The organism is Ralstonia sp. RL (assembly GCF_001683835.1).
GTDB classification, from domain to species: Bacteria; Pseudomonadota; Gammaproteobacteria; order Burkholderiales; family Burkholderiaceae; genus Ralstonia; species Ralstonia mannitolilytica.
Genome location: NZ_LWRX01000249.1, coordinates 1 through 11278 on the forward strand (window position 1 = coordinate 1; position 11278 = coordinate 11278).

The 11278-nt window shown below is 58.1% G+C and carries 11 protein-coding genes; 5 read left to right on the forward strand and 6 right to left on the reverse strand.

Going from position 1 to position 11278, the window contains the following annotated elements:
* Window positions 1–90 precede the first annotated feature (90 nt).
* From A6M56_RS22790 to A6M56_RS22810, 5 genes are all read left to right on the forward strand, one after another.
* The gene (locus A6M56_RS22790; protein ID WP_286758457.1) at window positions 91–645 is read left to right on the forward strand and encodes a Spy/CpxP family protein refolding chaperone; all 555 of its coding nucleotides are present in this window, start codon (window positions 91–93) and stop codon (window positions 643–645) included.
* A gap of 16 nt (window positions 646–661) precedes the next feature.
* Window positions 662–1141 carry a cupredoxin domain-containing protein gene (locus A6M56_RS22795; protein ID WP_286758458.1) on the forward strand — a complete coding sequence of 160 codons (480 nt, stop codon included), beginning with the start codon at window positions 662–664 and terminating at the stop codon, window positions 1139–1141.
* 34 nt (window positions 1142–1175) lie between these two features.
* Window positions 1176–1556: a copper-binding protein gene (locus A6M56_RS22800; RefSeq protein WP_502686952.1), complete on the forward strand. Its 381-nt coding sequence runs from the start codon at window positions 1176–1178 to the stop codon at window positions 1554–1556.
* A 678-nt stretch (window positions 1557–2234) separates the two neighbouring features.
* Entirely contained in the window at window positions 2235–3413 is a 1179-nt protein-coding gene (locus A6M56_RS22805; RefSeq protein WP_286758459.1) for a methionine adenosyltransferase, read from the forward strand.
* A gap of 177 nt (window positions 3414–3590) precedes the next feature.
* Window positions 3591–4034, forward strand: coding sequence for a hypothetical protein (locus A6M56_RS22810; RefSeq protein ID WP_286758460.1), 444 nt, complete (start codon window positions 3591–3593; stop codon window positions 4032–4034).
* Window positions 4035–4077: 43 nt separating this feature from the next.
* On the opposite strand, the gene A6M56_RS22815 is transcribed toward A6M56_RS22810, so the two are convergent.
* From A6M56_RS22815 to A6M56_RS22840, 6 genes are all read right to left on the reverse strand, one after another.
* Window positions 4078–5247: a hypothetical protein gene (locus A6M56_RS22815; RefSeq protein ID WP_286758461.1), complete on the reverse strand. Its 1170-nt coding sequence runs from the start codon at window positions 5245–5247 to the stop codon at window positions 4078–4080.
* Window positions 5240–7753, reverse strand: a complete 2514-nt coding sequence (locus A6M56_RS22820; RefSeq protein WP_286758462.1) for an ABC transporter permease — start codon at window positions 7751–7753, stop codon at window positions 5240–5242. The genes A6M56_RS22815 and A6M56_RS22820 overlap by 8 nt, the downstream gene beginning before the upstream one ends.
* A gap of 9 nt (window positions 7754–7762) precedes the next feature.
* Window positions 7763–8452: an ABC transporter ATP-binding protein gene (locus tag A6M56_RS22825; protein WP_286758463.1), complete on the reverse strand. Its 690-nt coding sequence runs from the start codon at window positions 8450–8452 to the stop codon at window positions 7763–7765.
* Window positions 8449–9201 (reverse strand): outer membrane lipoprotein-sorting protein, encoded by a 753-nt coding sequence (locus tag A6M56_RS22830; RefSeq protein ID WP_286758464.1) that lies wholly within the window; start codon window positions 9199–9201, stop codon window positions 8449–8451. The genes A6M56_RS22825 and A6M56_RS22830 overlap by 4 nt, the downstream gene beginning before the upstream one ends.
* 196 nt (window positions 9202–9397) lie before the next feature.
* On the reverse strand, window positions 9398–10714 hold the full coding sequence (locus tag A6M56_RS22835; RefSeq protein ID WP_286758465.1) for a sensor domain-containing diguanylate cyclase: 1317 nt from the start codon (window positions 10712–10714) through the stop codon (window positions 9398–9400).
* Window positions 10683–10928, reverse strand: coding sequence for a hypothetical protein (locus tag A6M56_RS22840; RefSeq protein ID WP_286758466.1), 246 nt, complete (start codon window positions 10926–10928; stop codon window positions 10683–10685). Before A6M56_RS22840 ends, A6M56_RS22835 begins: the two co-directional genes overlap by 32 nt.
* Window positions 10929–11278 lie beyond the last annotated feature (350 nt).

Below are 11278 nucleotides of genomic sequence, written 5' to 3' on the forward strand. Positions count from 1 at the left end.
CCCCCCCCCCCGCCTCACGCGTACCGGCCCAAGGCGGCCCGTCCACGTCAAACGAAGCGACACTGAAAGTCAAAAAGCCAGGACAACACCATGAACATTAACAGATCAAACGTCGCCCTCGCGATCGCCGCTGCCATCGCAATATCGACGCATCCGGCATGGGCGGGCGACACGGAGCAGCGCAGCCCTTATGCGGGGGAACAGCAACGCGCCCTCAAAGCGGTGTCGGCGCAAGACATTGCCGACCTTGAAGCGGGACGCGGGATGGGGTTGTCGAAGGTTGCAGAACTTAATCACTATCCTGGTCCCAAACACGTGCTGGATGCGGCCAAGTCGCTCAAGTTGGCCGACACGCAAATTCAACAAGTCCGACAACTTCAGGAAGGCATGCAGCATGAGGCCCAGCGGCTTGGCACGCAAATTCTTGCCAAGGAGGCCGAGCTGGATTCCCTGTTTTCCGGGCACAACGCAAATGAAGACCAGGTTCACACATTAGTTGCCGACATCGCGAAGTTGCAGGGCGAACTACGCTTCGTACATGTCAACGCACATTTAGCGACGACGCGTTTACTCACCAGCGAACAAATCTTGGCTTATGACCAGCTGCGCGGATACACCGACAGCACCTCTCACCACCACCATTAACACGGGGATTAAATAAATGAAACAAGCGCTTCGCATTGCCGTCTTCTCGCTCGCTGCAGCGACCGGTTTGGCATTCGCCCATGGAGACGAAGATCATCACGCTGACCATGACACGGGTCATGCTGCAGCGCTCGGCAAACCCGGCGACCCGGCCAAGGTGTCGCGCACGATCGAAGTCGACATGAACGACAACATGCGCTTCACACCTGCGAACATCGCCATCAAGCGCGGCGAAACGATCCGGTTTGTCGTGAAAAATAGCGGCAAGCTGAAGCATGAAATGGTGCTCGGCAGCATCAAGGAATTGAAGGAACATGCAGAATTGATGCGCAAATTCCCGGAGATGGAACATTCCGATCCGAACCAGGTATCGGTCGATCCCGGAAAAACCGGCGAGCTGGTGTGGCAATTCACCAGAGCCGGAAAGTTTGATTTCGCCTGTCTCCAGCCTGGTCATTTCGAGGCTGGCATGAAGGGCAAGGTCGCTGTTAAATAAATCTGTCTGTCACACTGTCATGAAAGGAATGTCCATGAAACTCGCATCCACTCTTCCCGCAGCGTTCGCACTTTCCGCCGCTCTGTCGCTCAGTGCGGCCGCAGCCGACGACATGTCCAAGCATGACATGTCCCAACACGATATGTCCACGCATGGCTCGATGGGGTCAATGAAATCGTCCGATACTGCCGCATCGATGTCTTCCGGCGAAGTGAAGAAAATCGACAAGGATGCCGGCAAGATCACCATCAAGCACGGCCCGCTCACCAATCTTGATATGCCGGCAATGACCATGGTATTCAAGGTCAAAGACCCGGCCATGCTCGACCAGGTGAAGGTGGGAGACAAGATCGGCTTCGCCGCCGAAAAGGTCAATGGCGCAATCACCGTAACGAAGCTTGAACCGGCAAAGTGATACCGGGATAAAAGCCAACTGTCATGCCGGTCCATACGCTTCTGGATTGGCCGGCATGCGCGTTGGTACAGTCTGGTTGCCGGAGTTTGATTCCGGGCTCGCAATGCGGCCCCGGAATCAACCTTCCATTCAAGGAGGAAACACGCCTTCAAGTAAACATCGTGTCAAACTGAACTTGTCCCCCTCCAAGAGGCGATCGCTCATTAATTTGCGCCACGATAGGTCATATCATACGGATCGCCGCGACCGCCGGAACTGGATGCATTGGCGCCACTCGTTCCGCTGGTTCCCAAGCTGGAGCATCCGGCCAGCAAGACTATTGCAATCATCATCGCAAGCTTTCTCATAGCATTTCTCCTGAAAACCAATTCTTGAAGACATCTCTTCTGCTGTCTGACGTTCCTGCTTTCCCAATCGCTACCCAATGACAGCGACCACGGTAGAAAATTCATGCTAGGCCCTTCACGATGACCGAGAAATGACCCGGAGATTACAAACCTGTAATCCAGGGAGTTCCCGTTTTGCCATGCCGAGCAAGCCCCCCTGTGGCCAGAAGCCGTTGATACCTTGACTCACGTCATACCCACATTCTCCGGGCAGATGGGATAGTAGAGAAATCGAAGCCGGGTTAGGGCTATCCACATAGCGCCACGGCGCAACTCTGCAGAGCGACGGACAATGGAATTCATTCTGACACCCTCGCCAATTCGTCATGCGCAACAGCGTGCGGAAATATGCGAACACAAAGGGATCGGCCATCCGGACAGCCTGTGCGATGGCGTCGCCGATGCAGTGTCGCAAGCCTTGTGTGTCGCCTATCTGCGCGAGTACGGGGAGATACGGCACCATAACGTCGACAAGGCATTGCTGATCGGCGGTCAGAGCACACCGAAGTTTGGCGGCGGGCGGGTGGATCAGCCGATACGGCTGATCGTCGCCGGACGCGCAGATCCATTGCCGAATGACAGCGCCATAATGGAGCTGGTGCATACCGCGGCGCATGACTATCTCACGAAAGTGCTGCATTGCCCGGTCGACTTATTCCGGATCGAGTCGGCCGTGCGCAGCGGCAGTCCCAACCTGCGGCGCGTAGTTGCTCCCGGCATTGCAGTACCCGTCGCAAACGACACCTCGTTCGGCGTAGGATTTGCCCCGTATTCACCGCTGGAACAAACCGTCCTGCGCCTGGCCGCGCATATGCGCAGCACGCCGTTCCGGGAAGCTTTTCCCACGGCGGGCGACGACTTCAAGATCATGGGCAGGCGCCTCGACGACCGTGTCGGCGTCACGGTCGCGCTCGCCTTCGTGGATCGGGACGTAGACGGCGTAGCTCACTATTTCTCTCAAAAGGCGGCGATGGTGAATTGGCTAGCCTCCCGCCTGGACCAGCCCTGCGAAATCCGCATCAATACGCTGGACGATCCGAATGCGGCCGATGAAAGTGGCCTGTACCTGACGGTCACAGGTCTGAGCGCCGAGCATGGCGACGACGGACAGGTCGGGCGCGGCAATCGCCTCAGTGGATTGATCACCCCTTCCCGCGCCATGTCACTCGAAGCGGCTGCCGGCAAAAATCCCGTCAGCCATGTCGGCAAAATCTATAATGTGCTGGCGACGCAGGTGGCTAACGAGCTGGTATTACGCATTGCCGAAATTGAAGAGGCACAGGTGCAGCTCTTGTCCGCGATCGGCCAGCCGATCAATCGACCGCAACTCGTCATGATCGAGGTGGCGACGACTGACGGTCGACTGGAGAGTGTGAACAAGGAACAGATCGAGGCTTTGGTTCGCGCCAACCTTGCTGATATCCCCGCGCTATGCGCGAAGCTGGCACGCGGTGAATGCCGGGTGTTTTAGAATGACTCTGGGTACGTTGCGCGGCTCCGTTTTTTCCGGTTCTTGACTTGAATCATTCAACTCTCGCGATGTGACCACTACGATCACAGAGATGAGGCCTGCCGATGGGCCACTCATTCTATTTCGGCATACTGCCCTTTACGAGCAAGATCAATCTCACAGTCACAGGAGAGGTTCATGAAATCGATAGCTGTCCTCGCACTCGCGACAACGCTTGCCGCCGTAAGCCCCGCTGTTTTTTCCGCAGACTCGTCGCAACACGAAGAGCATCATCCCGACGTGCAGGCCGCCCAACCTCCCCAGAATAAGGCGGCTAAGCAAAGCACCGCTCCCAAAGCGACGGCAGAGCAAATGGGAAAAATGGATGCGCAAATGAACGCGATGCGCGACATGCACGAAAAAATGATGGCGGCTAAGACCCCGGAAGAGCGTAACGCGCTGATGGCCGAGCATATGAAAACCATGCAGGACAGCATGTCGATGATGAACGGCATGATGAGTGGAAAGTCTTCAAGTTCTCAACCGCCATCACCGCAAATGATGCAAAAACAGATGGAAATGATGCAGATGATGATGCAAATGATGATGGACAGAATGGGGTCCCCGGCGCCGGCCAAATAACTTTCCGCATTCGATCGCATGGCAAGCTGCCATGCGATCGAACTCAGAAGAACCACTGCACCTGCGTGTAATAGACGTTATTGAAGTGTCCGTATTCGCTCGTCGCACTGCCGGAAAAGCTCTGCACGCCGATGGTCCAGTCGATATTCGTGCGCAGAGAATAGGTCAGCGTGGGCGAAAAGTAACGGCTTCCATCTTGAAGATTTGCGACAAGATAATTCGTCGTCTTCAACAGCGGCGTGATTTCATAACTCGCGAACACGCCCGCATAGCGCTGTCCGACATTCTGGATCCGCCCTGCCAGTAAGGAGGCAAAATCATACGCCAGAGGATCGGATGTTCCGGTGCCGTTATAGTAAAGCTCGGCACTGAGTGTCAATGTATTGGCAAATGCATAATCGATGCCAATGAGCGCGCGGCGATAATTCCTTGTGCCGGAAGGCGACGTGACGGTCAGCTCGCCGCGAAGACCCGCATTCCCGATCTGGGTGGCGATGTCCGCTCCGATCAGGCGGTCGCCGCGGAAGCGGCCGGTGACAACCGAAAAATCCACCCCTGCCCTGTTTCCATGCCAGTACAGCGCTCCACTACCGTTCTCCCCCGGTCGCTGGGCTGCATAGACTGCGCTAACCCGCGACACGTCGCCCAGCTTGTGCTCGACCAGTATCGCATCGGCACCCGGCCGTTCTTCACGCTCAAGCTGGATAGGTGAAATCGGGTTCAGGATATCGAGCGGACTCCAGAATCGTCCAGTCCCCCAGGCGATGCGCTGACGCCCGACGCGGATATCGGTGTCGCCCAGCGCGAGGCTGGCGAATGCGCGATACAGGCGATGCCGGCCGTACACGTCCGGCGAGTCGACGTAGTTGCTCTCGGCCTGCCAGTATTGCGCAGGCCGAAGATCCTTCTGTAGCCCGAATTGCGCTGTACGCAAGTAGCTGCCCAACAGTATTTCATTGTCATACTGGACATCAACACTCAACGCCGGATGAATCTGCCCTTTCAGTTCGAGCCGCAGACGATTCAAGTCAAGCGAGTAGGCTTGCTCCGACGGAAAAACCGTCACCGAGTTCTGCCACAGGTTCTTATAATAGCCACTCAATTTGAGAGGGGCTGCCTCATCCCTCTCGCCACCTTCCGCAGCATGCAAGTTGTCGGACAAGGCTGCCCCCAGCGCCAGGAACAGAACAGCCAGCCGGCGGTGGTTAAACATGGCGAATCGCATTCACCGGCCTGAGTTGGGCGGCGCGCCAGGCCGGATAGAACGCAGAAAGTACGCTCACCACGAGTAATATCAGTAGCGGAGCCCAAAGGTGACTGCTGCGCAGCTGCGGATAGATTATCCCTGTCATTCCAGGGATCGTCTGCAGGGCATTGGTATATGCGGAGAGATCGATGCCGCGTGCTGCCAGGTACTGCACCAGCATGACGCCCAGCAGGTAGCCCAACATACTGCCGACAATGGCGAGCACGATCGATTCATACAGCACCAGGCGGACGATTTGAGCAGGTTTGGTGCCGAGGGCCATCATGATGCCGAATTCGTGCGTGCGCTCCATCACCGACATCAGCAAGGTGTTCATCACTCCCATGGCAACCACCAGGAACACGATCCCGATCACCAGTTTCAGATTCATCTTCACAAAATCGATGATTTGCGATACCTCGGGAAGCAGCTCGCGCCAAGTAACGACGACATACGGCGTCCGCGCGAGCTCCTGCCGGAGCCTGGCACTCGCAGCGGGAAGCTGTTCGCGATCCTTCAGCCGCACGGCAAGGGTGGAAATATCGTCGCCAAGCGACAGGAGCGACTGGCCGGCGCGGAGGCTGACGAAACCGATGCCATTGTCGAATGCCTCGCTGTCCGTTTCAAAGATCGCGCTCACGCGGTATGCGGCGGAGCCGACCTCCCCCACCGCGTTCTGCGCCATGACGACCACCTTTTCGCCGAGGCGCACGCCGAGTTTTCCGGCCAGTTTCCGTCCCAGCATGATGTCGCGGTCCTGTCCGGGCTGCAGCGCCTTGCCTTCCCTGACCGTGCGCTCGATGAATGTCACGTTGCGCTCGCGCTCAGGATCAATCCCCAGTAACAGAATGTTCTGCGACTGTGCCGCACTACTGATCAGCACCTGTGTCTGAACCCGTGGCGCGACGGCCGCCACCGACGGGTGACGCCGCACTGTTTCCAGCAGTTGCCCGGGCTCTCGCAGCGACAGCTCCGGCAGCATCTCCTGTCGGAACAATTTGTGCTGGATTTGCAGGTCACCCATGACATAGCCGGTCGAGTTATCGATCATCTGGGTGAAATAGCCTTCCACGAAACTGTACAAAAAGATGAAGGCGGCCAGACCGAATGCAGTTGCCGACACCGTCAGCGCAGTGCGCCGGGGATTGCGCACGATGCCGCGCCCGGCGATCTTGAAGAAGAGCGGCCAGCGCGTCGAACCGCCAGCCGCCTTCCTCCGGCGCAGCCAGCCCGGCGCCAGCAAGGTCGTTTGCAGGCCGCGAATGGCGTCCACCGGACGCAAACGTGCTGTCTTCCATGCCGGATAAAATGCCGTCGCCAAGGCCGTAACGAACACGACCAGTGAAAGCAGCAAGGTGCGATCGGCGCGCGGCATGGGATAAATCACTCCGGTCAAACCGGGCATCGACTGCAGCCCTTGGCTGTAGCGTTCCAGGTCAATCCCGTTCACGGCAAAATACTGACTGATGCCCAGCCCGGCAGCCGCGCCGATCAACAGACCGGCAACGCCCAGTATGCACGCCTCATAAAACACCATCCGCACCACCTGCGTATCCCGCGTACCGAGCGCCATGATCACGCCGAATTCCCGGGTGCGTTCCATCACGGCCATCAGTACCGTATTGGTGATGCCGACCGCCACCACCACAAACAGGATCAGCACCAGGATGTAGGCGACGATTTCATGAAATTCGGTCGATTGCACCACCGTAGGCAGCAATTTCTTCCAGCCGAGTATTTCCTGGCCGGCGCCCGCCTGCCGCATCATGGCGCTGACCACACCGTCGGTTGCGGACCGATGGTCGAGGCGCGCCACCACTGCAGTGACAGCGCTCCCGGCGGCAAACAATTCTTGTGCGGTTGAAAGCGGCAAGAACACGTAATTGCCGTCCAACATATCCATCCTGGTGTTAAAAATGCCCTGCACCCGGTACCGGCCGGCGCCGACCGAGCCATCGGCCGCCTGGGTCACCAGCACAACCTCCGAGCCGACTTGTGCCTTCAGCGCAGCGGCGGCACTGGCGCCCAGCAAGATCGCGTTGCCGTCTCCCGGCTGCAGATAGCGTCCTGCGCGCACCGCTTGTGCGAGTGTCGTCACCCGGGTTTCCTGCTCGGGATCGACGCCGACAACCATGACGCCGCGCGACTTGTCGCCCAGGCTCAACAGCGCACTGCCTTCCAAACGCTGCGTGACGGCCATTACATGCGGCTGGGTCCGCAATTGCTGTACCGTATTGGCCGACTGCTCCAGCAGCAGATCGAGCGTGCGCTGTTCGTGATAGCCGGCGCGATGGATCTGCAGGTGGCCGACCAGATAGCGGGTCGAGTTTTCGACCATCTGATCGTTCGTGCCGTCGGCGAATGCCCAAAGGAAGATCAGCGACGCAAGGCCGATCGAAATTGCGGCCACGGTAATGGCAGAACGGCGCGCATTGCGGAAGATGTTGCGCCACGCAAGTTTAAAGAAGAGCATCGGCGCTCCCTATTGCTGCACAATACGACCGTCGTGCAGGTGCACTATCCTTTTGGCGCGTTGCATAACCATCGGGTCGTGCGTTGAAAATACGAAGGTGATGCCTTTTGTTTCGTTCAGCTCGCGCATCAGGTCGAGCAAGGCTGCGCCTGCAACCGAATCCAGATTCGCGGTCGGTTCATCAGGCAGCACGATCAACGGCTCCGAGACGATGGCGCGCGCCACCGCGACCCGCTGCTGCTGCCCGCCCGACAATTCATTCGGACGCCGGTGCTCCATGCCCTTTAAGCCGAGCTCGGCCAGCATCGCCAGCGAGCGTTCGCGCCGCTCCTGTTCCGGCACGCCTTGCAGCAGCATCACGTATTCGACGTTTTCCAGCGCCGACAGCACCGGAATCAGGTTGTATTCCTGAAAGACGAAACCGACCTTGTGCAGGCGCAGGTCCGATAGCTCGCTCTTGGACAGCGCGCCGACCTCGTGATCGCCGACCCATATCTTGCCGCTGCTCGGCGTGTCGAGGCCGCCGATCAGATTGAGCAGCGTGGTTTTACCCGAGCCGCTCGGCCCGACCAGCGCAGTGAATTCGCCTTTGCGGATATCGAGGTCGATTCCCTGCAGCGCGTTGACCGCAACGCTCCCCTTCTGGTAGACCTTGCTCACCTGCTCGACCCTGACGATTACCTCGTTCACAGCACTCATGGTTTTTGCAGATTCCGTTGTGTGAATATTTCCGGATTGACCGACTGATCGAAAACCGCGTCCTTCAGCAGGACGGTCGTCAGGTTGCCCTCCTTCGTGACCGGCCGCATCTCCCAGCGCGTCGGCATGATGCGCCCGCCGACCGGCCGCACATCGGAAAAGGTCAGCACCCGAACCAGCTCGCCGCGCTCGCTGTAAAACTCTTCCTTCAGGGGGATGTAATCCTTCTTGCGTATCCAGTAAACGATCTTGCCCCAGACGACGGCGGCATCCGGCTTGGGAGTGGAATCGATCCTGAGTACTTCAGCCCCGTCCGGCTGTTGCTCGCCGGCCTGGCTGACCTTGTGTGTGTAATCGTTGACGATGCTGCTTTCCTTCACCAAGTCATCGTTCGTGAAATCCGATCCCATCCATGGCTGCAGCATCATCGACGGCGGTATTTTGATGGTTCGTTCCACGGTCGGCAGATAGTTCCACATTTCATTACCGATGCGTAGCGACCCAATGCCCGCTTCCTTTGCCGGCGCCGTGATGCGCACGAACGAGCGCGTGGGGCGGTCCATCCATACCCGCAGCGCCAAGGTGCGCTGCCAGCGAGGTGTCTTGATCGTCATTTCGTAATTGCCCTGGACGGTTTTTCCCCAGAGGAGTTTTTCAACCCTATCCAGGATCTCGCCGCCGCTCTGCTCCTCAGCCTGTGCAAGCGCGAACGGCCATGCGCCGGCCAGCAACAAGGCGGCAAACGCCATGCTTCGATAACTGCCACTGCAAGTCGCCATCCCACAACCTCCGCTTTAAGAGTCGTCGTTTACGGTAGCGCCAGCCGGAGGAGCGATGATGCGATATTGGTATCGACATCTGTTGCCGCCGCGCGGCCAGCCACGTCATGCCGCATTTTTCATATCGCCTGCTCCGTTCCTGACAGGCGTGGTTCCGGCATGCCCTTCATGCAAGTTCCGTACAGTTGCGTCCATGCTCTTTCGCCCGGTATAAGGCCTGGTCAACCCGCTGCATGATGCTCACGCTGTCGTCGCCTTCCGCATAGGCCGTCACACCGAAACTGGCGGTGACGGAATGACCGTGAGGGAACGCGTGCGTGGCGACCAGGGCGCGCAGCTTTTCCGCAATTTGCAGCGCGCCGTCGGCATCGACACCATGCACCAGCAGCACGAATTCCTCGCCGCCCCAGCGAGCGAATATGTCATTTACCCTGGTTTCCGTGGAAATCAGTTGCGCCATTTCCGCCAGTACCCGATCGCCGCTCAAATGCCCGAACCGGTCATTCACTCTTTTGAAATGATCGACGTCAAACAGGATCAGGGCAAACGGCACCCCGTAACGCCGCGCGCGTTCCAGCTCTCTCTGGAGCTCCGTATCGAACTGGCGGCGGTTCATGACCTTGGTCAGCGCATCGGTCGTCGCCAGCTTTTGCAGTTCGTCGTTTGCCTTCGCCAGTTCCGCAGTACGCGCCATGACCTTGCGTTCCAGTTCTTCATTGGCTTTCCTGAGCGCGGCCTCGTCGCGCTTGCGCCGCGTGATATCGCGTATCGTGGCAACGAAGATGCGCCTGCCATGTACCCGCATTTCCGTGACAGCCAATTCCATCGGAAAGGTCTCGCCGTTATTGCGCAGCCCTTCGACCTCCCGTCCTTTTCCGATAATGCGCGGGGTCCCCCTGTCCAGGTAAGCCGCGATGTAGCTGTCGTGTGCGTTGCGAATCGGCTCCGGCATCAGGCGGTTCACGCTCTGGCCGACGATTTCCGAGGCTGTCACGCCGAACATCTTTTCCGCCGCCGGATTGAAGTCCCGGACCATCCCAAGCTCGTCAATCACGATGATGGCGTCGAACGCGGTGGCGACGATTTTCTCCGAGCGGGTAATGCTTTCATGCAGATCGATATTCGTCTTTCGAACGGCCTGGATGTGGTGCAGCAAAGGCCGAAACATAAACCAGTGGAACACCGGCATCAGAACCAGCACCAATACAGCCGAATCGATCAGCGCAGCGGTATTTCCGTCAAACGAAAACCGCTGCAAGACTCGCATCGCGGCGTAGTGCAGGACGAATACCGCAATACCGAGAATGAAGAGAATCCGGGCGGGAGAATGGAAGTAGCGCGGTGCCGTGGCGACTATCGGCGGGCTGCTTTCCCCGTGCCCACGCAAAGGGCTGCCGTGCAGTCCGGGGACAGCACATTCTGCGCATCCCTCCACGGCCGGCCGGCCCGGCTCAACGGCGAGTGCGTTCTGATTTCGCGGCATCGTTGGCTTGTTTTGAGTTTTCTTTGCGCAGCAATGTCACGCCCCACAGCATCACGATGGGACAAACCAAGGCAATACAGACCAGGACGATCGTCCAAAGATCAAATCCGCGCCAATATAATGTCACGCCGACCAGCGCGACGAGAGCGAGCATGCAGAATCCAAGCCGGAACGAAAAATCCGGCATGTTCGCCGAATCCAATTTTCGATTCATGGCGTCTCCAATCTCATATGTTTAAGCGGCTTGGAATTGGCAATGCCTGACGTGGAACGCATTTCCGTTTCTTCGTCGCCCTGCAAACCGCCGGTGACTATCCGCCAACTGCCGGACTGTCCGAACAATTCATGGTGACGCTGATGCATTTTTAAAAAAATGACCCAGGTCAAACAATTTTTTGATAACTGTCAGTACGATCCGGTAACTTTATTCTTGATGGCGTGCTGAATTGAGCACCCCAGCCGCATGGAATTCGCAGTGGTAGCAAGAACAGTCGTTGCAGCCGCCTTGCAGGCCGGCGGCCATGCCCTGAATCTCGCCTGTTGCTCGCCGGCCTGGCTGACCTT

Excerpts from the sequence above, each read along its gene's own strand:
- A6M56_RS22790 (WP_286758457.1), top strand. The coding sequence starts at position 91 with ATGAACATTAACAGATCAAACGTCGCCCTCGCGATCGCCGCTGCCATC.
- A6M56_RS22795 (WP_286758458.1), top strand. The coding sequence starts at position 662 with ATGAAACAAGCGCTTCGCATTGCCGTCTTCTCGCTCGCTGCAGCGACC.
- A6M56_RS22800 (WP_502686952.1), top strand. The coding sequence starts at position 1,176 with ATGAAACTCGCATCCACTCTTCCCGCAGCGTTCGCACTTTCCGCCGCT.
- A6M56_RS22805 (WP_286758459.1), top strand. The coding sequence starts at position 2,235 with ATGGAATTCATTCTGACACCCTCGCCAATTCGTCATGCGCAACAGCGT.
- A6M56_RS22810 (WP_286758460.1), top strand. The coding sequence starts at position 3,591 with ATGAAATCGATAGCTGTCCTCGCACTCGCGACAACGCTTGCCGCCGTA.
- A6M56_RS22815 (WP_286758461.1), bottom strand. The coding sequence starts at position 5,247 with ATGTTTAACCACCGCCGGCTGGCTGTTCTGTTCCTGGCGCTGGGGGCA.
- A6M56_RS22820 (WP_286758462.1), bottom strand. The coding sequence starts at position 7,753 with ATGCTCTTCTTTAAACTTGCGTGGCGCAACATCTTCCGCAATGCGCGC.
- A6M56_RS22825 (WP_286758463.1), bottom strand. The coding sequence starts at position 8,452 with ATGAGTGCTGTGAACGAGGTAATCGTCAGGGTCGAGCAGGTGAGCAAG.
- A6M56_RS22830 (WP_286758464.1), bottom strand. The coding sequence starts at position 9,201 with ATGGCGTTTGCCGCCTTGTTGCTGGCCGGCGCATGGCCGTTCGCGCTT.
- A6M56_RS22835 (WP_286758465.1), bottom strand. The coding sequence starts at position 10,714 with ATGCCGCGAAATCAGAACGCACTCGCCGTTGAGCCGGGCCGGCCGGCC.
- A6M56_RS22840 (WP_286758466.1), bottom strand. The coding sequence starts at position 10,928 with ATGAATCGAAAATTGGATTCGGCGAACATGCCGGATTTTTCGTTCCGG.